The organism is Kribbella pratensis (genome assembly GCF_004366075.1).
GTDB lineage: Bacteria > Actinomycetota > Actinomycetes > Propionibacteriales > Kribbellaceae > Kribbella > Kribbella pratensis.
Genome location: NZ_SODU01000002.1, coordinates 940,505 through 959,387 on the forward strand (window position 1 = coordinate 940,505; position 18,883 = coordinate 959,387).

Annotated in this window: 23 protein-coding genes; 14 read left to right on the forward strand and 9 right to left on the reverse strand. The window is 69.4% G+C overall.

The window, feature by feature from the left end:
• Positions 1–4: 4 nt before the first annotated feature.
• The 3 genes from EV137_RS19675 (at position 5) to EV137_RS19685 (ending at position 2,739) form a co-directional block, all read left to right on the forward strand.
• The gene (locus EV137_RS19675; RefSeq protein ID WP_311136378.1) at positions 5–877 is read left to right on the forward strand and encodes an NUDIX hydrolase; all 873 of its coding nucleotides are present in this window, start codon (positions 5–7) and stop codon (positions 875–877) included.
• The gene (locus tag EV137_RS19680) at positions 874–1,641 is read left to right on the forward strand and encodes an MBL fold metallo-hydrolase (protein ID WP_134130277.1); all 768 of its coding nucleotides are present in this window, start codon (positions 874–876) and stop codon (positions 1,639–1,641) included. The genes EV137_RS19675 and EV137_RS19680 overlap by 4 nt, the downstream gene beginning before the upstream one ends.
• Before the next feature lie 162 nt (positions 1,642–1,803).
• Positions 1,804–2,739: a type IV toxin-antitoxin system AbiEi family antitoxin domain-containing protein gene (locus EV137_RS19685; protein WP_134130278.1), complete on the forward strand. Its 936-nt coding sequence runs from the start codon at positions 1,804–1,806 to the stop codon at positions 2,737–2,739.
• A gap of 118 nt (positions 2,740–2,857) precedes the next feature.
• On the opposite strand, the gene EV137_RS19690 is transcribed toward EV137_RS19685, so the two are convergent.
• Complete coding sequence (locus EV137_RS19690) at positions 2,858–3,535, reverse strand: Crp/Fnr family transcriptional regulator (protein ID WP_130386963.1); 678 nt, start codon at positions 3,533–3,535, stop codon at positions 2,858–2,860.
• Positions 3,536–3,789: 254 nt separating this feature from the next.
• On the opposite strand from EV137_RS19690, the gene nth reads away from it, so the two are divergent.
• Genes nth through EV137_RS19720 form a run of 6 tightly spaced genes read left to right on the forward strand, consistent with a single transcriptional unit; the run spans position 3,790 to position 8,374 of the window.
• On the forward strand, positions 3,790–4,554 hold the full coding sequence (nth, locus tag EV137_RS19695; protein WP_134002398.1) for an endonuclease III: 765 nt from the start codon (positions 3,790–3,792) through the stop codon (positions 4,552–4,554).
• Positions 4,551–5,189, forward strand: a complete 639-nt coding sequence (locus EV137_RS19700; protein WP_238175425.1) for a TlpA family protein disulfide reductase — start codon at positions 4,551–4,553, stop codon at positions 5,187–5,189. Before nth ends, EV137_RS19700 begins: the two co-directional genes overlap by 4 nt.
• The gene (locus tag EV137_RS19705) at positions 5,186–5,956 is read left to right on the forward strand and encodes an NUDIX hydrolase (protein WP_134002400.1); all 771 of its coding nucleotides are present in this window, start codon (positions 5,186–5,188) and stop codon (positions 5,954–5,956) included. The genes EV137_RS19700 and EV137_RS19705 overlap by 4 nt, the downstream gene beginning before the upstream one ends.
• Entirely contained in the window at positions 5,953–7,125 is a 1,173-nt protein-coding gene (locus tag EV137_RS19710; RefSeq protein WP_134130279.1) for a MarP family serine protease, read from the forward strand. The genes EV137_RS19705 and EV137_RS19710 overlap by 4 nt, the downstream gene beginning before the upstream one ends.
• A 42-nt stretch (positions 7,126–7,167) precedes the next feature.
• Positions 7,168–7,674 (forward strand): SigE family RNA polymerase sigma factor, encoded by a 507-nt coding sequence (locus EV137_RS19715; RefSeq protein WP_238175426.1) that lies wholly within the window; start codon positions 7,168–7,170, stop codon positions 7,672–7,674.
• Between the two features lies 1 nt (position 7,675).
• Positions 7,676–8,374 (forward strand): hypothetical protein, encoded by a 699-nt coding sequence (locus EV137_RS19720; protein ID WP_134130280.1) that lies wholly within the window; start codon positions 7,676–7,678, stop codon positions 8,372–8,374.
• Here the strand turns inward: EV137_RS19720 and EV137_RS19725 are convergent.
• The 4 genes from EV137_RS19725 to EV137_RS19740 all read right to left on the reverse strand — a co-directional run bounded on the left by EV137_RS19725 (position 8,316) and on the right by EV137_RS19740 (position 11,689).
• Complete coding sequence (locus EV137_RS19725; RefSeq protein ID WP_134002406.1) at positions 8,316–9,239, reverse strand: alpha/beta fold hydrolase; 924 nt, start codon at positions 9,237–9,239, stop codon at positions 8,316–8,318. The genes EV137_RS19720 and EV137_RS19725 overlap by 59 nt on opposite strands.
• Entirely contained in the window at positions 9,236–9,673 is a 438-nt protein-coding gene (locus EV137_RS19730; protein ID WP_134002408.1) for a phage holin family protein, read from the reverse strand. Before EV137_RS19730 ends, EV137_RS19725 begins: the two co-directional genes overlap by 4 nt.
• A 53-nt stretch (positions 9,674–9,726) precedes the next feature.
• The gene (gene nhaA, locus EV137_RS19735) at positions 9,727–10,941 is read right to left on the reverse strand and encodes a Na+/H+ antiporter NhaA (RefSeq protein WP_134130281.1); all 1,215 of its coding nucleotides are present in this window, start codon (positions 10,939–10,941) and stop codon (positions 9,727–9,729) included.
• A gap of 85 nt (positions 10,942–11,026) precedes the next feature.
• Positions 11,027–11,689 carry a haloacid dehalogenase type II gene (locus tag EV137_RS19740; protein ID WP_134002412.1) on the reverse strand — a complete coding sequence of 221 codons (663 nt, stop codon included), beginning with the start codon at positions 11,687–11,689 and terminating at the stop codon, positions 11,027–11,029.
• A 50-nt stretch (positions 11,690–11,739) separates the two neighbouring features.
• Between EV137_RS19740 and EV137_RS19745 the strand changes: the two genes are divergently transcribed.
• Positions 11,740–12,321 carry a TetR/AcrR family transcriptional regulator gene (locus tag EV137_RS19745; protein WP_134130282.1) on the forward strand — a complete coding sequence of 194 codons (582 nt, stop codon included), beginning with the start codon at positions 11,740–11,742 and terminating at the stop codon, positions 12,319–12,321.
• On the opposite strand, the gene EV137_RS19750 is transcribed toward EV137_RS19745, so the two are convergent.
• The gene (locus EV137_RS19750; RefSeq protein ID WP_134130283.1) at positions 12,314–13,261 is read right to left on the reverse strand and encodes a glutathione S-transferase family protein; all 948 of its coding nucleotides are present in this window, start codon (positions 13,259–13,261) and stop codon (positions 12,314–12,316) included. The genes EV137_RS19745 and EV137_RS19750 overlap by 8 nt on opposite strands.
• 200 nt (positions 13,262–13,461) lie before the next feature.
• Between EV137_RS19750 and EV137_RS19755 the strand changes: the two genes are divergently transcribed.
• On the forward strand, positions 13,462–14,220 hold the full coding sequence (locus tag EV137_RS19755; protein WP_134002418.1) for a GntR family transcriptional regulator: 759 nt from the start codon (positions 13,462–13,464) through the stop codon (positions 14,218–14,220).
• Between the two features lie 38 nt (positions 14,221–14,258).
• Here the strand turns inward: EV137_RS19755 and EV137_RS19760 are convergent, their stop codons facing one another.
• Both EV137_RS19760 and EV137_RS19765 read right to left on the reverse strand, forming a co-directional pair.
• Positions 14,259–14,933 carry a sugar isomerase domain-containing protein gene (locus tag EV137_RS19760; RefSeq protein WP_134130284.1) on the reverse strand — a complete coding sequence of 225 codons (675 nt, stop codon included), beginning with the start codon at positions 14,931–14,933 and terminating at the stop codon, positions 14,259–14,261.
• A gap of 45 nt (positions 14,934–14,978) precedes the next feature.
• The gene (locus EV137_RS19765) at positions 14,979–15,611 is read right to left on the reverse strand and encodes an NAD(P)-dependent oxidoreductase (RefSeq protein ID WP_134130285.1); all 633 of its coding nucleotides are present in this window, start codon (positions 15,609–15,611) and stop codon (positions 14,979–14,981) included.
• Positions 15,612–15,684: 73 nt separating this feature from the next.
• Between EV137_RS19765 and EV137_RS19770 the strand changes: the two genes are divergently transcribed.
• Positions 15,685–16,029 (forward strand): winged helix-turn-helix transcriptional regulator, encoded by a 345-nt coding sequence (locus EV137_RS19770; protein ID WP_134002424.1) that lies wholly within the window; start codon positions 15,685–15,687, stop codon positions 16,027–16,029.
• A gap of 50 nt (positions 16,030–16,079) precedes the next feature.
• Positions 16,080–16,520 carry a MarR family winged helix-turn-helix transcriptional regulator gene (locus tag EV137_RS19775; protein ID WP_134002426.1) on the forward strand — a complete coding sequence of 147 codons (441 nt, stop codon included), beginning with the start codon at positions 16,080–16,082 and terminating at the stop codon, positions 16,518–16,520.
• 2 nt (positions 16,521–16,522) lie between these two features.
• Here the strand turns inward: EV137_RS19775 and EV137_RS40650 are convergent, their stop codons facing one another.
• On the reverse strand, positions 16,523–16,690 hold the full coding sequence (locus EV137_RS40650; RefSeq protein WP_166679941.1) for a hypothetical protein: 168 nt from the start codon (positions 16,688–16,690) through the stop codon (positions 16,523–16,525).
• 249 nt (positions 16,691–16,939) lie between these two features.
• Between EV137_RS40650 and acs the strand changes: the two genes are divergently transcribed.
• Entirely contained in the window at positions 16,940–18,874 is a 1,935-nt protein-coding gene (gene acs, locus EV137_RS19780) for an acetate--CoA ligase (protein WP_134004268.1), read from the forward strand.
• Positions 18,875–18,883 lie beyond the last annotated feature (9 nt).

Below are 18,883 nucleotides of genomic sequence, written 5' to 3' on the forward strand. Positions count from 1 at the left end.
GCTCGTGCGGGACCTGAAGTCGCAGCTGATGACCGGCCGGATGGCCGAGGTGGCCCTCGAGTACGCCGCGGGCACCCGGACGCCGGCCGATCCTCGCCCCGCCTCCACGGTCATCCTCCTCCGCGACCCACCACCGACCACACCGGCCGCCCCACCCCGACCCGCCGCACCAGCGAGCGGGCGCCCGGAGGTCTATCTGCTGCGACGGCAGCGGACCATGGCGTTCGCTGCCGGGATGACGGTGTTCCCCGGCGGGCGGGTCGACGCGACGGATTCCACCGTCGCGGACTCCTGGTCGGGACCTTCGCCGGAGTGGTTCGGCGAGCGGCTCGGCTGCTCCGCGCAGACAGCCGCGGCGTACGTCGCCGCCGCCGTCCGCGAGACATTCGAAGAGTCGGGCGTCCTGCTCGCCGGACCGTCGGACGACTCGGTCGTCGGCGACACCACCGGAGCCGACTGGGAGGCCGACCGGGTCGCCCTGGAAACCCGTGAGCTGGGCTTCTCGGAGTTCCTGCACCGCCGCGGGCTGGTTCTGCGCGCCGACCTGCTCGGCCCCTGGACGCACTGGATCACCCCGGAGTTCGAGCCCAAGCGGTACGACACCGCGTTCTTCGTCGCCGCGCTCCCCGCGGGACAGGTCACCCGAGACGTGACGAGCGAGTCCGACCAGGTCACCTGGATCCGCCCGGCGGACGCGGTCGCGGCCGTCGAGGCGGGCGAGATGCTGATGCTGCCCCCGACGTACATCTGCTGCCACGAACTCTCGCAGTACGACGACGTCGCGGCGATCCTGGACGCGGCCGGCGCGCGGGAGATCCGCGCGATCATGCCCACCGTGCGCGTCGACGGCGACCAGGCCTATCTGGAGACCACATGAACGTCACCGAGTACGCCACCCTGGTGCGGGCCGACAATCCCGGCCTGATGACGCTGGACGGCACCAACACGTGGATCCTCCGTGCCCCGGACGCCGAGCGGTCCGTGGTCGTCGACCCCGGCCCGATGCTGGAGGACCACCTCCGCGCGGTCCTGGACGCGGCCGGCAAGGTCGCCGTCGTACTGCTGACCCACAAGCACCCGGACCACTCCGAGGGCGCCGCGTGGTTCGCCAACCAGGCCGGCTGTGGCGTACGGGCTGTGGATCCCGAGTTCCGCATCCCCACCGATCACGCCCACGGCCTGACGGAAGGGGACGTGATCACCGCCGACGGCCTCCGGATCGAGGTGCTCCCGACGCCCGGCCACACGCTCGACTCGGTCTGCTTCTGGCTGCCCCAGGACGGCTCGCTCCTCACCGGAGACACCGTCCTCGGCCGCGGTACGTCGGTCGTCGCGTACCCGGACGGTGCCCTGGGCCCCTACCTCGACTCCCTCGAGCGCCTCCGGGCCTTCGCGAACTCCCCGGCCGACGTACTCCGTCTACTCCCCGGCCACGGCCCCGTGATCGACGACCCGTCCGACGTCCTCACGTACTACCTGGAACACCGCCAGGACCGCCTCAACCAGGTCAAAACCGCCATCGCCGAAGGCCACACCACCCCCGAGTCCATCGTCGAGCAGGTCTACGCCGACGTACCCCAATCCCTCTGGCCCGCCGCCGAACGCTCAGTCCGAGCCCAACTCGACTACCTGAACCCCTAGCTCCAGATGGGGTTGCCCACCGACCCGGAGGGTTGCCCCCTCATATTTTCAGTGGGTAACCCTCCAACCGAGGGGATGCCCACCGAGTTGGAGGGTTCGCGGTTATCCACAGGTTGGGGTTTGTGGCAGCCGGGGGAGGGCGATTCGGTTGATGCTTGGCTGGTGAATCCGAAGTTGAAGCTCCTCGCAGACACCCAGGGCGGGGTGTACAGCCGTGGTCAGGCCGCAGATTGCGGTTACACCCCAGGGCAGATCAACGACCGGATCCAGGACGGACGCTGGGAGCGGATCCGCCACGGGCAGTACGCCGAGGCAGTCGAGCTGGACCATCTCCCGGCGTGGGACCAGCAGAGCCTGAAGCATCGTCGACTCGTCCACGCGGTGATGAACTCGATGAGCCCCGGCAGGGTTGCCGTGAGCCATCAGTCCGCCCTGGTCCTGCACCGAGTGCCGCTGTGGGGGCCCGAGCTCGCAGAGGTTCACGTGAATCGACTCGACCGGCACCGTGGGGGTCGGATCGCCGGTGTCCGCCACCATCGCGGCAAGCTCACCGATGTCGATCTGACCGTCACGGACGGTCTGCTCGCGACGACCGTGCCGCGAGCCCTCTTCGAGACGGCGTGTACGTCGTCCTTCGAAGCGGCTGTCGTCAGCGCGGACGCCGTACGTCGGGATCATCCGATCAGCGAGGTCGACGTACAGCGTTTGCTGGAGGCTACCGAGTTCTGGCCGGGGAGTGCGACGGCGAGGGCGGCCCTCGGCTTCAGCGATCCGTTGTCGGAGTCGGTCGGCGAGTCGCGATTCCGGGTGCTGGTGCATACCTATGGACTCCCCGCGCCAGTGCTCCAGGCGGTGTTCACCGACGCCGCCGGATTCGTCGGCCGGGTTGACTTCTTCTTCGCCGCGGAGCGGACCGTGGTCGAGTTCGACGGTTTGCTCAAATACGGCGACGGGGCACGGGAAACCTTGATCCGGGAGAAGCTGCGGGAGGACCGTCTCCGCGCCCTCGGACTGCAGGTCGTCCGCGTCACGTGGGCGGACCTCGACCACCCCGCCAGCCTCATCGCGCGCATCCGCGCCGCCTTCGCCCGCGCCTGACCCGACCGAACGTTGCCCACTGATCTGGAGGGTTGCCCCCTCGTATTTTCAGTGGGCAACCCTCCAGTTGAGGGGATGCCCACCGAGCTGGAGGGTTCGCCGGCGGGCGGGAGTGGGGCTAGCGGGCGCGGCGTTGGAGGCGGTCTACGTCGAGGAGGACTACCGAGCGGGGTTCGAGGCGGACCCAGCCGCGGGAGGCGAAGTCGGCGAGGGCCTTGTTGACGGTTTCGCGGGAGGCGCCGACCAGTTGGGCGAGCTCCTCCTGGGTGAGGTCGTGGTGGACGTGGACGCCGTCGTCGGCGGTGCGGCCGAAGCGGCTGGCCAGGTCCAGGAGGGCCTTCGCGACCCGGCCCGGTACGTCGGAGAAGACGAGGTCGGCCACCACGTCCGAGACCTTGCGGAGCCGGCCGGCCAGCTGCAGCAGCAGGCCGCGGGCCACCGCGGGGCGGCCGTCGAGCCAGCGGAGCAGCTCGTCGTGGGTCAGCGACATCAGCTGGGCGTCGGTGACGGCGGTGACGGTCGCGGACCGCGGTCCCGGGTCGAACAGCGACAGCTCACCGAACATCTGGCCCGGCCCGAGCACGGCGATCAGGTTCTCCCGGCCGTCGGCTGAGGTGCGGCCCAGCTTGACCTTGCCCTCGACCACGACGAACAGCCGGTCACCGGAATCGCCCTCGTGGAACAGCACCTGACCGCGGCGCAGCCGGCTCTCGGTCATCGATGCGGCCAGGGCGTCGGCCGCCTCGTCGTCGAGCTGACTGAACAGCGGTGCCTGTCGGAGCACTGCGGCATCCACTTCTGGGCCTCCTAGGACCTTCGACCACGACTACGAACGTGGGATCCGCCACGTCCGTCGACCGATATGTGTACACCCGGTCGCCCCAAAACCGTAGCTCCTCGGGTGTCGGCACCGCCATGTAGGCTCGCCCCGACTCGCCGGAGCACCACACAGTGTGCCCTTCAGCACCCTCAGTAACCCGCGATTGCCTCGCCGCAGCCGCTGGGCAACGGCAGCGTGGGTTGTCGGTGGGCGGACGTAGGCTGGCCTCCATGCCATCCCCGCGCGTCGCGGAGCCCCTCGTGGCGGTCCCGCTCAAGCTTCCCCGCAAGGCCCCGGTGTACGTCGACGAGACGCATACCCAGCTGGTCCGCCGGGCCCGGAAAATGCACAAAGTACTGACCGAGACCTACCCCGACGCGCACTGCGAGCTGGACTTCACCACCCCGCTCGAGTTGCTGGTGGCCACCATTCTCTCGGCCCAGACCACCGACGTCACGGTGAACAAGGTGACCCCCACGCTGTTCGCGAAGTACCCGACCGCGCAGGCGTACGCCGAGGCCGACCGGGACGAGATGGAAGCGATCCTCAAACCGACCGGCTTCTTCCGGGCGAAGACCAACAGCGTCATGAAACTCGGCCAGGCGCTCGTCGACGACTACGACGGCGTCGTACCGAACAAGCTCGAGGAGCTCGTGAAGCTCCCGGGCACCGGCCGGAAGACGGCGAACGTGGTCCTCGGCAACGCGTTCGGCGTCCCGGGGATCACCGTCGACACGCACTTCGGCCGCCTGGTCCGCCGGTTCGGCTGGACCGCCGAGGAGGACCCGGTCAAGGTCGAGCACATCATCGGCGACCTGTTCCCGAAGAAGGACTGGACGATGCTGTCGCACCGGCTGATCTTCCACGGCCGCCGCCGCTGCCACGCGAAGAAGCCGGCCTGCGGCGCGTGCCCGATCGCCCAGTGGTGCCCGTCGTACGGCGCCGGACCCACCTCCCCCGACGTCGCCGCGAAGCTGGTGAAGGCCCCAGCGTGAGATCCGGTACGTCGTCCCGCGGCACGCGATCGCTCCTAGGGCATGTCTGGCAATCCATCGCCTACTGCGGGGCGGTCGCGTTGGTGTTGTCGGTGACACTGGCGGCGTGTGGATCGGAGCAAGCAGGTGACAGCGGTACGCCGTCGTCCGGGCGGAGCGCGGTGCCGGGCGCGGACCGGCTCAAGGCCTGCCCGTCGGCGCCCTCGAAGCCACCGGTCAGCAACGGCCTACCGGACATCAGCCTGCCGTGTCTGGGTACTGGACCGGACGTCCGGCTCGCCGATCTCCGGGGGCCACTGGTGATCAACGTGTGGGCGCAGTGGTGCGGCCCGTGCCGCGACGAAGCGCCGTACCTGGCCGCGCTCGCGAAGTCGGGCAAGGTGACGATGCTGGGGATCGACTACGACGACCCGCGGCCGGAGCTCGCGGTGAAGTTCGCCGACGCGGAGGGCCTGGCCTATCCGCATGTCGTCGACCAGGACAAGGCGATCCAGCGGGCGCTGAAGGTCGGCGGCCCGCCCTTGACCGTCTTCGTCGACGACAAGGGCACGGTCGCCTACGTGCACCGCGGCGTACTGACGTCCCGGCAGCAGCTGGATCAGCTGCTCGAGGAGAAGCTCGGGGTGACCCGATGATCTTCAGTAACGTCGGGATCCCGGACTGGCTTGGGCCGCTGGCGAAGGCCTCCGAGGACGTGGATCCGAACGTGTTGTCCCGGTTCCTGCCGCCGGACGACCCGTCGGTGCGCAAGTCCGCCGTCCTGATCTTGCTTGCTGACGGCAACGACGGGCCGGAGGTGCTGCTCACCGAGCGGGCCTGGACGCTGCGCAAGCACGCCGGGCAGATGGCGTTCCCGGGCGGCGGCGCCGACCCGGAGGACGGTCCCGGGGAGAGTGGTCTGGTCCGCACGGCCTTGCGCGAGGCCGAGGAGGAGACAGGCCTCGACCCGGACGGAGTCGTACCGTTCGCGATCTGGCCGGCGCTCTGGGTGCCGGTGAGCAACTTCGGCGTGTCGCCGGTGCTGGCCTGGTGGCGGGAGCCGTCGCCGGTCGCGGTGGTCGACCCGGCCGAGGTCGCGTCCGTTCACCAGGTGCCGGTCAGCGCGCTCGCCGACCCGGCGAACCGGATCAGCTGCCTGCATCCGAGTGGTTTCACCGGCCCGGCGTTCATCATCGGCGACCTCTACATCTGGGGGTTCACGGCCGGGTTGCTGGACAAAATGCTGCAGCTCGGCGGGTGGTACCGCGACTGGGACCCCTCGAACGTCGTACCGTTGCCCGACCGACTGGTCGAGGCGGCCTGGCGGAGCGAGGGACGACGGCCGGAGGACGTGCGGCGGATGACCGCCATCGAGCACGATCTCGGCCGGACGCCAGGTGACAAGTCGGAAGGCGTGGAATGAGCTTGCTCGACTGGGTGGTCGTGGGTGCGGCGGTAGCGCTGGCCATCTCGGGGTACGTCGAGGGCTTCGTCGTCGGAGCGTGCGCAACGCTCGGCCTGCTCGGTGGTGCGGCGCTCGGTGTCTGGGGAGTCCCCAAGGCGCTCGACAACTTCTCACCGAGCGTCACCGTGTCGTTCGTCGCGTTGTTGCTGGTGGTGGCGCTCGCGTCGTTCGGGCGATGGCGTGCCGCCGTGATCGGCGCCTGGTTACGCAACAAGATGTCGTGGCGGCCGGTGCGCTTCCTGGATGCACTCGCCGGTGCGGCGCTGGCGGCCGCGTCGGCGCTGATCGTCGCGTGGGTGCTCGGGGTCGCTGTGAGCGGTGCCCGGATCCCGAGCGTCACGTCTGCCGTCCGCGGGTCCGAGGTGCTCGCGAAGGTCGACGAACTACTGCCGAACAGCGCCGACCGCGCGTTGCAGTCGTTCAACGACGTCGTCAACACGGACCTGTTCCCGCGGTTCCTCGACCCGTTCGTCCCGGAGCGGATCCGGGAGACGCAGCCGCCGGACAGCGCGATCGCCCGGCAGCAGCCGGTCCGGGACGCGTACACCCGGATCGCCAAGGTCACCGGCGTCGCCAGCTGCTCGCGCGGCCTGGAGGGCAGCGGGTTCGTCTACGCGCCGAAGCGCGTGATGACCAACGCGCACGTCGTCGCCGGCGTCAGCTCGCCGCAGGTCGAGGTGAACGGGAAGAAGTACGACGCCAAGGTCGTGGTGTTCGACCCGGAGACCGACATCGCGGTGCTGTACGTGCCGAAGCTGACCGAGGCCCCGCTGTCCTTCGACCTGACCGGTAAGGCCGACGATCCGGCGGTCGTGCTCGGCTACCCGGAGAACGGCCCGTTCGACTCCGAGCCGGCCCGGATCCGCTCCGAGGAACGGCTGCGCGGCCCGGACATCTACGGCGACAGGACGGTCACCCGCGAGGCGTTCTCGATCTGGGCCTCGGTCCGCCCGGGCAACTCCGGCGGTCCGCTGCTGTCCGCGAAGGGCGTCGTGTACGGAGTGGTCTTCGCGGCCTCCGTCGAGGACAACCGCACCGGCTACGTCCTCACCGCCCGGCAGGTCGCCGACGACGCCCGCGCCGGCGCCTCCGCCACCCAAGAGGTTTCCACCCAATCCTGCACCTGATGCAGCAGGTCGTGGTGCTCACCGCGTTGAAGGACTGTGGCGGTGGCAGCGAGTGAGGTGGGGCGTGAGTTGTCGTTCGACGAGCTGGTAGCGGCGAACGAGCAACGGTTGCTGCGGTTCGCCGTCATGCTGACGGGCGGACGGCACAGTGCGGAGGACCTGGTCCAGACCGTCTTCACGCGGGCGTACCGCAAGTGGAGCCGGATCAGCGAGGTCGATCAGCCCGATGCCTACTTGCGCCGGATGGTGCTCAACGAGTTCCTCAGTTGGCGCCGGCTGCTGAAGCACGGCGAGCTGCCGGTCGCCGAGACCCGCGACGTACCCACCGACGAGGACATCGGCAACCGTCACGCCCAGCGCGATGCGGTATGGCGGCTGCTCGCCGGGTTGCCCCGCAAGCAGCGCGCCGTGCTCGTCCTGCGGTACTACGAGGACCTTCCGGACGACGAGATCGGCAAGCTACTCGACATCACGCCGAGCACAGTCCGATCCAACGCTTCCCGAGCCCTCGCGGCTCTTCGCGACCAACTGCCCGCAGAGGAGGCCTGACATGACCAAGCCGACCCGGCTGACCGACGAGGAGCTCGGCGACCTCCTCCGCGAGACCTTCACCGAGCGCGAGACCCTGGCCGATCATTTGCCCGAGGCAACCAAGCGCCGGAACCCGGTCCCGGTCCTGCTCGCGGCCGCCGCGGTCCTCGTCGTCCTCGCCGGCGTCCTGTACGGCGTCCACCGGCCCGACCGCCCCAGTCAGCCTCTGGCAGCGACCCCGGCGGCGACGTCGCCGGACTCCGATGACGGCCGCATCTGGGCTGCCGCCGTCGTCTCGATCGCGCGCCGGGTCGAGCCTTCTGACGGCTGGCAAGTCGTGCAGGTATTCGGCCAAGGCCAGCGTGCAGAAACTCAAGCGTTGAAAGCATCCCCGGCCCCGGTCGTGACATTCTCCGCCACCGCGAAGGCGCGGATCGAGATGGCGGTCCGGCCGCTGGCGCCGGTCACGTTCGACGGCGAGGACCCGTCCTGTGCCGACCGACGGGTTGCGACCGTCACCGTCGGCCCCGTGGTCAGCAAGACCGACCACAAGGAAGTACACACCAGCATCTTCTACGACTGCGGCCGCGGCTCGATCCTGACCTACCGGATCGAGAAGGTGGACGGCAGCTGGAGGGTCACCGGCATCATCGGCCGCATCATCGGCGTCGTGCCTGCGGGTGGATGTCCTTCAGCCAGTCCACGAGAAGGGTGTTGAACAGGTCCGGAGCCTCCTCGTGGGGGAAGTGGCCGGCGGGGGTGATGAGTTCGTGGCGCAGCGGTGCTGTGACCAGATCTGGGGGTGTGACCACGGTGGGGGACACCGCTGCGTCCCGTGCGCCTTGGAGCTGCAGGACGGGTACGGCGACCGGCGTACGCATCTTCGCCGAATACTTGCGGCCGTCCGGGCGCAACCGGGACCGGGCGAACCAGCGGTGGTACTCGAGCGCGCAGTGCGGTGCCGGCCAGACCTGGAGAGCGGCCCGGTAGCGCCGCGACGCCTCCGCGTCCGGGAAGGTCCCGCCCGGCGCGGCCCAGGCGCGGAGCAGACGCTCGATGTGGATCCCGTCCTGCGCCAGCAGCCGGCGCTCGGGCAGGATCGGCAGCTGGAACCACGCGCTTCGCGTCAGCGCCTTCGTCTGCCCGGACCGGGTGAGCAACAGCGGGTGCGGCGCCGACACGGCAGCCAGCCCCCGGACCTGCCGCGGCGTCAGTACGGCGGCCGACCACCCGATGAACCCGCCCCACCCGTGCCCGACGACGACCGCATCCGTTGCGCCGAGCGACCGGATCACCCCGGACACGTCGGCGGCCGCGGTGTACGGGTCATAACCACGAGGTGTCTTGTCGCTGGCGCCGTACCCCCGTAGATCCATCGCCACCGCGCGGTACCCGGCGGCCGCCACAACGGGCAGTTGGTGTCTCCAGGCCCACCAGAACTCGGGGAAGCCGTGCAGGAACAGGACGAGCGGATCCTGCGCCGCGCCACACTCCGCGACGTGGAACCGGGCCCCGTTGGCCGCGACCAGTGAGTGCGACCAGGGGCCGTCGACCAGGAGGTCGACGACTCCTGCCGGGCTCAGCGCCGTACGCCCGGCTCAGGCAAGGCCAACGTCTCGTCGTCGCCCTTGCCGATCGACTTGAGAACCTCGACCGACTCCTTCGAGGTCTCGATGGTCCGCGTCGGACCCTTCGCGCTCTTCAGCGCCCGCATCCCGATGAACACCAGGATCGCGCCGATCAGCAGGAAAGCGCCGGCGACGATCAGGAACGCGATGGCCGGGTGCAGGCCCGCCGCGGTCAGGCCGTACGCCGCGGCGATGCACAGCAGGATGACCGCGAGCAGCCCCAGGAACGCGGCCGCCGCGAACATCCCGGCTCCGGTTCCGGCCGCGACCGCGGTCTTCTTCAGCTCGGTCTTCGCGAGTTCGATCTCGCTGCGGACCAGGCTGGACAGCTCCTTGCTGGCATTCGCGACCAGCTGGCCGACCGTGGGCTCGTCCCCATTCATCGACATCGCGACTCCTTCCCGCACGTCCGTGCTCTGACACTACCGCCCACGCCCGCGGGTCAATCGGTGTACGCGCGGTTCCGGCGAGCCAGGAGCAGCGCGGCGATCAGCGCGGCCAGCACCGAGGCGATCAGTACGGCGGCCTTCGCGCGCTCGACCTGGGCGGCGTCCGACCCGAACGCGAGCTGCGCGATCAGCAGCGCGACCGTGAATCCGATCCCGGCCAGCACCGACACCGCGGCGACGTCCCGCCAGGCCAGATCGGAGTTCAGCTCGGCCCGGGTGAAGCGCGCGGTCAACCACGATCCGCCGAACACCCCGATGGTCTTCCCGGCCAGCAGCCCGGCGACGATGCCGATCGCGACCGGGTCGGTCAGCAACTGCCGTACGGCGCTGCCGCTCAACGTCACCCCGGCGGCGAACACCGCGAACAGCGGTACGCCGACCCCCGCGGACCACGGCCGCAGCCGGTGCTCGATCCGCTCGGCCGGCGCCTCGTCCTCACCGGGATCCGCGACCACCCGCGTGACGAGCCCGAGCGCGACGCCGGCGATCGTTGCGTGGATCCCCGACTCGTGCATGAACCACCAGGCCCCGATCGCGATCGGCACGTAGAGGAACGGCGTACGGACGCGGCGGCGCTGGAGGACGTACCAGAGCGCGACCAGGGCGACCGCGGCGAGCAGCTGGAACGGGTGGAACCCGTGCGAGAAGAACACGGCGATCACCAGGATCGCGCCGAAGTCGTCGACCACGGCGAGGGTGAGCAGGAACGCCCGCAGCGCGCTCGGCAGCGACGATCCGACGATCGCGAGGACAGCGAGCGCGAAGGCGATATCGGTTGCCGTGGGCACCGCCCAGCCCTCCGGCTTGCCGTCGTTGGTCACCAGGTTGGTGATCAGATAGATCATTGCCGGGAGCACCATTCCGGCGATCGCCGCGACCACCGGAACGACGGCCTCGTTGAGCTTCGACAGCGTGCCGACCACGATCTCGCGCTTCAGCTCGACCCCGGCCAGGTAGAAGAACAGTGTCAGCGCGCCGTCGGAGGCCCAGGCCTCGACGGTGAGCGGGCCGAGCTGCGCTTCGCGGACGTGGTGGTAAGCGTCCTGCCAGGGCGAGTTCGCCCAGACCAACGCGACCACGGCCGCGGCGAGCAGCAGCAGACCACCGGTCGTCTCGGCGCGCAGCGTGTCGGCGAGAAATGCCCGTTCACGGCCGAGAATGCGGGGAAATGCGCGCCTACGCTGCCGGATCCGTGGGTGCTCGCTCATGGACGGCCCTTCGTTCGGGGTCGGTCGGACGGACTGCCGACCAGACTTCCCGGCGCACCAACGCCATCCTAACGTGTCCCGACCGCTACTCCCGGATCAGTTCGGCCAGGGCCTCGAAGTCCGCGGCCGTGTGGTCCGGCGTGCCGAACACCTTCGGGTACGGCGTTTTCCGGCGGTCGATGTAGAAACCCTGGAGCCCGGCGCGCTGGGCGCCGTCGATGTCCCACGGGTGCACGGCGGCGAGACCGATCCGTTCCACGGGCACTCCGCAGACCTCGGCGGCGTACCGGTAGGCGTCGGGGTGCGGCTTCCAGCGTTGCGGCACCGACACATCCAGCCGGTGCTCGAGCAGGGGCAGGATGCCGCCGTCCCGGAACACGTTTTCGGACATCGCTGCCGAGCCGTTGGTCAGGGTGACGATGCGTACGCCGGCCTCGTGGATCTTGTGCAGACCCGGCGCGACGTCGGCGTGCAGCGGGAGGCGGGTGAATCCGGAAAGTACGTTCTTTGTGGTTTCCGCGGTCGGCTCGATCCCGGCCGTGCGGAGCTGCGCCTCGAGGAGCTCGGCGGCCAGGTCGCGGAAAGCGGCGTACGCACCGACCGCGGTCAGCGCGAAACCGTCCCGCAACGTCGCGGCGAACCAGGCGTCGAGGCTGTGCCGGGGCAGCCCGGCCGCCTCGAACCCGTCCCGCAGCGGCTCCATATCGGTCAGCGTTTCGTTGACGTCGAGCACCAGTACGTCGATCATCACGACTCCTCGCTATCTTGGATCGGTCGTTCCAAGATATGATGCCGGGTATGCCCGATGTCAAACATTTCGACGAGGCGGAGGCATTGGCTGCCGTCGAGCAGTTGTTCTGGCGCCGTGGGAGTGCGGCGACCGGGATCCAGGACGTGGTCGCGGCGACCGGACTGAGCCGGTCGAGCCTGTACAACGCGTTCGGCAGCAAGGACGACCTGTATGCGGCGGCCGCGCGGCGGTACCTCGAACACCGGTCGCGGCCGATGTTCGACGAGCTCGCCGCGGACGGCCGAGGTCTCGTTGCGGTGCGCGCGTTCTTCGAGCAGTTGCTGCGGTTGCGGTGTTCGGGGGAGTACGCCGGGTGGGGGTGCATGATGGCGAACGCGAACGCCGAGAGCCCGCCGGACGCCGTACGGGCGGTGTTGTCCGAGCATCACGCCGTACTGCGGGATTCGCTGGCCGCCGCGCTGAAGGTTGCTCAGGGCAACGGGGAGTTGCGGTCCGGGACCGACGTGCCGGGGGCGGCGGAGCTGCTGACGCTGCTTGCGTACGCGATCAACCTGCGTTCGCGATCAGGGGCGACCCGGGCGCAGTTGAGGTCGGCGGTCGACGCGGCGCTGGCGGCGCTCGCTACCTGATCCAGGCCAGTGGGTCCGGGCCCTTCGGGACGATGCCGGTCGGGTTGATGTTGTCGTGGGTGACGTAGTAGTGCCGCTTGATCTGGTCGAAGTCGACGGTCTCGCCGAAGCCGGGAAGCTGGTACAGGCGGCGCGCGTACGCCCACAGGTTCGGGAACTCGGTGAGCTTCTGCCGGTTGCACTCGAAGTGCCCGTGGTAGACCGCGTCGAAGCGGACCAGCGTGGTGAACAGCCGCACGTCCACCTCGCGGAACGTGTCGCCGAGCAGATACGTGCGATCCGCGAGCCGTTCCTCCAGTACGTCGAGCCGCGCGAACAGTACGTCGTACGCCGCGTCGTACGCCTCCTGACTGGTCGCGAAACCGCAGCGGTACACGCCGTTGTTCACGTCCCGGTAGATCTCCTCGATCAGCTGGTCCATCTCCGCGCGATCGGCCGGGATCAGTTGCGGGGCGTCGGGTCGGTGGAACTCGGTCCACTCGGTGGAGAGGTCGAGAGTGATCTGCGGGTAGTCGTTCGTGACCACTTCACCTGTGGTCGTGTCGACGATCGCGGGCACCGTCACGCGGCCGTCGTACGACGGGTCGGTACGCAGGTACGCCTCGGACAGGTACTCGATGCCGAGCACCGGGTCGCGACCGTCCGGGTCGAGCGTGAACCGCCAGCCGCGCTCGTCGCGGATCGGGTCCACGACCGCGAGGCTGATCGCGTCCTCGAGGCCGAGCAGCCGGCGGACGATGATCGAGCGATGCGCCCACGGGCAGGCCAGGCTGACGACCAGCCGGTACCGACCCGGCTCGACCGGCCAGCGGCCCTGGTCGTCCGGTCCTTCGCCGGGTGCTGCCGTGGAGTCGCGGGAGATCCGGCCGGTGAATCTGTTGCCCTGCCGCTTCCACTCACCGGTCGACGACGTCTCCTGCACGAACTGTCCCGGGGTCATAGCGCTAAAACTACCCCCGGCGGGAATTGCCGAGCCTGTGGATCGTCGCTGGCCGTGAGGCGGCACCGGACGTTACAGTCGGCCTGACAAGGTCGTCCGGGACGAAGTGGTCGCGGGTGCCTTGCGCGGCCAGGACCCAGCCGCGGCCCGCGTTCCCCGGCAACCGGTTTGCCGGGCAGATTCCCAGGGATACTGACCTCATGGCCCGCCCACGGAACAACCCCGGCGATCTCGCCGAGCTCCCTACCGCGCTGCGGCCCGATCGTCCGAAGGGTGACCAGATTCGCGAGATTCTGGAGAACCTCACGCGCTCGCTGGCCGTCGGCACCGTGCTGCCGTCCGAGCGCGTCCTCGCCGAGCGTTTCGGCGTCGCCCGGATGACCGTCCGGCAGGAGGTCGACCGCGTCGTGGCCGAGGGCCTGGCCAACCGCCGCCCCGGCGGCGGCACCTTCGTCGCGGAACCGCGCCCGTCCCGGATGCTCGCGTCCTCGTTCAGCCAGGACATGATCAACCGCGGCATCGAGCCCGGCGCCAAGGTCCTCGAACACCGCGTCGGTGCCGCGGACGAGCATCTCGCCCGAGAGCTCGAGGAGCCGATCGGTACGCCGGTCCTGCACCTGGTCCGCCTGCGCACCGCCGACGGCGACCCGATGGCGATCGAACGCACCGCCCTGTCCCTGAACCGCTACCCCGGCCTGGAGGAGATCGACTTCGCCGAGAAGTCCCTGTACACGATCCTCGCGACCCGGTACGGCGTCACGCTCGGCATGGTCTCCGCCTCCATCGTCGCCGCCCCACCCGAACCAGGCGACGCCGAACTCCTCGAGATCGACAGCTCCACCCCCTGCCTGATCATCACCTCGGCCCCCCGAACCGCCACCGACCAGGTCATAGAGTTCGGCCGCTCCATCTACCGCTCAGACCGCTACGACATAACAGTCGCCTACCGCGCCACCTGACCGTCATGGGGTGCGCGGACGGCTGAGCGTTCGTGGGGCTAGACGTTCAGGCTGCGGAGGATGTTGGGGGGTTGGCCGCGGTCGGTCAGGCGGGTTACTACTTCTACGGTTAGGGCCTGGAGGAGTAGGGCGCCTACCAGGGTGGAGGTGGCGCCGGTGGGTTCCGGCGTACCGGGGACCTTGATGAGGGCGTCGCCTGGTACGCCGCAGTTGTCGATGACGACGTCGGCGGTTTCGAAGAGGCGTTGGCCGCCGGGGGCGCGGGACGTGGTGGCGTTCGAGTGGGCCAGTGAGGTCAGGGCGATCACCTTCACGCCGCGGGCGCGGGCGCCGAGGGCGAATTCGACGGGTACGGCGTTGCGGCCGGAGTTCGACGCGATGAGCAGTACGTCGCCGGACTCCAGCGGATTGATCTCCAGCAGGACGTCGGCCAGGCCGGTGAGGCGTTCGAGGAGCGAGCTCTTCTGCAGGCCCTCGTGCAGCATCAGTCCCGGTTCGAGGATCGCCCGTACGTCGGCCAGTCCGCCGGCGCGCCCGTACAGCTCCTCGGCCAGCGTGTGACTGTGCCCCGTCCCGAACACCCAGAACGTCTTCCCGTCGGCGAGCGCCTCGGCGACCAGCTCCGCCGCTACCCGGATCGCGCCGAGTTGCGTCTCGGCCGCCTGCTGCGCGATCGCCAACGCCTTACCCAAGTACTCCTCGGCCCCAGCCATATGCCGAACCTATCGCCCGTACGTCGGCGCCCGCGACCCACCCGTCTAGACCACTACCCCGATCGCGGTGCGGTGGTGCGCCGGGTGGTCGACCTCGTCGACGAGCGCAACGGCGAAGTCGGCGTACGAGATCAGGTCCTGGGCATCCGCCTGCGCCACGCGATACCTCCCCTTCCGGGACGGATCGGCGTGGTCGAAGTCCCCGGTGGGTGCGATCGAGACCCAGTCGAGGGACGACTGCGCGAAGACGTCCAGCGCTGCCTGGTGGGCGAGGAAGAACGAGCGGTACTCCCGCGGGTATCCGTCGGTGTCCATCAGCAACGTCCCGTCCGCGGTCGGCAGGATCGACGCCAGCCCGACCCACACGAGCCGTCGTACCCCGGCCTTCTCTAGCGCGTCGACGAGGGCCTGAGCAGCCCGCGGGAAGAACTCACCCGGGTCGCTCCCGCCGTCGTACACCCCCGCAATCACCGCATCGCAACCCATCGCCAACTCCGCAAGCCGCCCCGCATCCGTCACATCCCCGACGACCAACCCCGTAGCCGTCCCATCTCCAACGACCTGCCCGGCAGTCGTCGTACGGGCGACGCCGACGACGGAATGCCCGCGGCTCTGGGCCTCCGTGACGGCCGCTGATCCGGCCCGTCCGCGGGCTCCGATCACCAGAATCTTGCTCACCGCAACCTCCTCGACAAAGTGGTACGGCGACCGTAGGAGGAAGGGTGGTTACCGATTGGATACCGTGGTGAGCATGGCGGCGCTGCGAGCGGACATGTTCGAGGAGATCTGCCCGTCGACGCTGCTCCCGTTCCGGATCGGCACCGACAAATGGGCGGGTATGGTGCTGCGCTGCCTCGAGGACGGCCCGCGCCGGTACTCCGAGCTGCGGGTCCCGCTCGCCCGGATCAGCCCGAAGATGCTGACCCAGTCGCTGCGGGCGCTCGAGCGCGACGGGTTCGTTCGGCGGACGGTTGGCGAGCGCCGCGTCACGTACGAGCTCACCGACCTCGGCCGCAGCCTGCTCGAACCGCTGAAGCTGATGTGCGCCTGGGCCGAGGACCACTGGGACGAGCTCCTGGACGCCCGCGAATCGTAGGTGACGCCAACATCGGTGGAAGCGAACCGTTGACGACCTAGACTGCGCGGGTGGATGAGCAGACCCCGACCGCCCTGACCGAATTGCCGAGCTGGTTGCTGACCCAGAGTGCGAGCCAGGCACACCGGATCGTCACCGAGTCGTTCGCCGCCGGAGGTGCGCGGGCGTACCACTTCCGGCTGCTCGCGACGCTGGTGGAGTTCGGGCCGGCCAGTCAGGCGACCCTCGGGCGGCGCAGCTCGATCGACCGCAGCGATGTGGTTGCCGCCCTCAACGAACTCGAAGCCGAGGGGTACGTCGAACGCAGCGCCGACCCGGCCGACGGCCGTCGTAACGTCATCACGATCACCACGGCCGGCAAGCGCCAGTACCGGCGGCTGACGACGCTGGTCGGCAAGGCGCAGGAGGAGATCTTCGCCCCGCTGTCGGCCACCGACCGTACGCGCCTGACCACGATTCTGGGCAAGCTCCTCGCCTACCACCAGGAATAGCTTCAGACCGGAAGCTGGGCGCGGGCCGCCTTCTGGGTGCGGCGAACGCGCAGCTCGCGGGCGTGCACCCGGCGGCGCGCGGCCCGCGAGATCTTCCGGCGTTCCGCGGCGTCGTGAGTCGGCGTCTGGCCCATCGGCTGCATCGGGTTCACATACCGTCCGATGCGCACAGCACCCGTTTGGTTCCGCCGTACGCCGGAATTCCGTGGCCGTCCGTCCGCTGAGCCTGCCTGTTCGGCGCAGATTTGGAGCGGCTGGGCGATACGCCGGTTCCCGTGGCGGGGTCGGCGTTGGTAGAAAGGTAACCGGGCGCTCCAGCGCGCCGAAGCCAGCGATGAGGAGTCGTCGACGTGACGAATGCAGAGTCACCCCAGTCCGACAGCCAGTCCGGGGCCCAGTCCGAGGCGCTGTCGAACCTGATGCACGAGGAGCGCCGGTTCGAGCCGCCCGCCGAGCTCGCGGCGAACGCGAACCTGAAGGCCGACGCCTACGACCGGGCCGCGGCCGACTTCGAGGGGTTCTGGGCCGAGCAGGCCAAGCGGCTGACCTGGGCGACCGAGCCGACCGAGACGCTGGACTGGAGCAACCCGCCGTTCGCCAAGTGGTACGCCGACGGCAAGCTGAACGCGGCGTACAACTGTGTCGACCGGCACGTCGAGAACGGTCTCGGCGACAAGGTCGCGTACTACTTCGAGGGCGAGCCCGGTGACACCCGCGAGATCACGTACGCGCAGCTCAAGGACGAGGTCAGCCAGGCCGCGAACGCGCTGCTCGAGCTGAACGTCAAGCCTGGCGACATCGTCGCCATCTACATGCCGATGATTCCCGAGACCGTGGTCGCGATGCTCGCCTGCGCCCGGATCGGGGCCCCGCACACGGTCATCTTCGGCGGCTTCTCCTCGGACGCGCTCAAGGGCCGGATCCTGGACTGCGACGCCCGCGTCGTGATCACCTCCGACGGAGGCTACCGCCGGGGCGCCGCGTCCGCGCTGAAGCCGGCCGTCGACGCCGCGCTGGTCGACTGCCCGGACGTGCGCAACGTGCTCGTGGTGAAGCGCACCGGCCAGGAGACCGCGATGACCGACGGCCGCGACCTGTGGTGGGAGGACTTCGTCGGCAAGCAGTCGACCGAGCACACCCCGGAGGCGTTCGACGCCGAGCACCCGCTGTACGTGATGTACACGTCCGGCAGCACGGGCAAGCCGAAGGGCATCTTGCACACCACGGGCGGCTACCTCGTCGGTACGTCGTACACGCAGTGGGGTGTCTTCGACCTCAAGCCGGACACCGACGTCTACTGGACCGCTGCCGACATCGGCTGGGTGACCGGCCACAGCTACATCGTGTACGGCGCGCTCGCGAACGCAACGACTTCCGTGCTGTACGAAGGCACGCCGGACACGCCGCACCAGGGCCGCTGGTGGGAGATCGTCCAGAAGTACAAGGTCTCGATCCTGTACTGCGCGCCGACCGCGATCCGGACCTTCATGAAGTGGGGCGCCGACATCCCGGCGAAGTTCGACCTGTCGTCGCTGCGGGTGATCGGGTCGGTCGGCGAGCCGATCAACCCGGAGGCGTACATCTGGTACCGCGAGCACATCGGCGGGAACCAGGCGCCGGTCGTCGACACCTGGTGGCAGACCGAGACCGGGATGCACATGATCTCGCCGCTGCCGGGCGTGACCGCCGGTAAGCCGGGCGCCGCGATGAAGGCGATCCCCGGTGTCAGCGTGGATGTCGTCGACGACGCGGGCAAGCCGGTGCCGGACGGTTCCGGCGGCTACCTCGTCATCACCAAGCCGTGGCCGGCGATGCTGCGGACGCTGTGGGGCGACGACCAGCGGTTCGTCGACACGTACTGGTCGCGCTGGCCGGGCGTGTACTTCGCCGGTGACGGTGCGAAGAAGGACGAGGACGGCGACCTGTGGCTGCTCGGCCGGGTCGACGACGTGATGAACGTGTCCGGTCACCGGTTGTCGACGACCGAGATCGAGTCCGCGCTGGTCTCGCACCCGAAGGTCGCCGAGGCTGCCGTGGTCGGTGCGTCCGACCCGACGACGGGCCAGGCGATCGCCGCGTTCGTGATCCTGCGCTCGGAGGCCGGCGACGGCGGACCGGACGTGGTCCAGGAGCTGCGCAACCACGTCGCGAAGGAGATCGGACCGATCGCGAAGCCGCGGCAGATCATGGTCGTCTCGGAGCTCCCGAAGACCCGCTCCGGCAAGATCATGCGCCGCCTGCTCCGCGACGTGGCCGAGAACCGCGAGGTCGGTGACGTCACCACCCTCGCCGACTCCACGGTCATGGACCTCATCAAGACCAACCTGGCCGCCGGCAAGTCCGACGAGGACTGACAACTCCAG

What these genes read in the sequence shown, in the direction of transcription:
- EV137_RS19680 (WP_134130277.1), top strand. Translation starts at nt 874, where the DNA reads ATGAACGTCACCGAGTACGCCACCCTGGTGCGGGCCGACAATCCCGGC.
- nth (WP_134002398.1), top strand. Translation starts at nt 3,790, where the DNA reads ATGCCATCCCCGCGCGTCGCGGAGCCCCTCGTGGCGGTCCCGCTCAAG.
- EV137_RS19705 (WP_134002400.1), top strand. Translation starts at nt 5,186, where the DNA reads ATGATCTTCAGTAACGTCGGGATCCCGGACTGGCTTGGGCCGCTGGCG.
- EV137_RS19710 (WP_134130279.1), top strand. Translation starts at nt 5,953, where the DNA reads ATGAGCTTGCTCGACTGGGTGGTCGTGGGTGCGGCGGTAGCGCTGGCC.
- EV137_RS19720 (WP_134130280.1), top strand. Translation starts at nt 7,676, where the DNA reads ATGACCAAGCCGACCCGGCTGACCGACGAGGAGCTCGGCGACCTCCTC.
- EV137_RS19730 (WP_134002408.1), bottom strand. Translation starts at nt 9,673, where the DNA reads ATGTCGATGAATGGGGACGAGCCCACGGTCGGCCAGCTGGTCGCGAAT.
- nhaA (WP_134130281.1), bottom strand. Translation starts at nt 10,941, where the DNA reads ATGAGCGAGCACCCACGGATCCGGCAGCGTAGGCGCGCATTTCCCCGC.
- EV137_RS19740 (WP_134002412.1), bottom strand. Translation starts at nt 11,689, where the DNA reads ATGATCGACGTACTGGTGCTCGACGTCAACGAAACGCTGACCGATATG.
- EV137_RS19745 (WP_134130282.1), top strand. Translation starts at nt 11,740, where the DNA reads ATGCCCGATGTCAAACATTTCGACGAGGCGGAGGCATTGGCTGCCGTC.
- EV137_RS19750 (WP_134130283.1), bottom strand. Translation starts at nt 13,261, where the DNA reads ATGACCCCGGGACAGTTCGTGCAGGAGACGTCGTCGACCGGTGAGTGG.
- EV137_RS19755 (WP_134002418.1), top strand. Translation starts at nt 13,462, where the DNA reads ATGGCCCGCCCACGGAACAACCCCGGCGATCTCGCCGAGCTCCCTACC.
- EV137_RS19760 (WP_134130284.1), bottom strand. Translation starts at nt 14,933, where the DNA reads ATGGCTGGGGCCGAGGAGTACTTGGGTAAGGCGTTGGCGATCGCGCAG.
- EV137_RS19770 (WP_134002424.1), top strand. Translation starts at nt 15,685, where the DNA reads ATGGCGGCGCTGCGAGCGGACATGTTCGAGGAGATCTGCCCGTCGACG.
- acs (WP_134004268.1), top strand. Translation starts at nt 16,940, where the DNA reads ATGCACGAGGAGCGCCGGTTCGAGCCGCCCGCCGAGCTCGCGGCGAAC.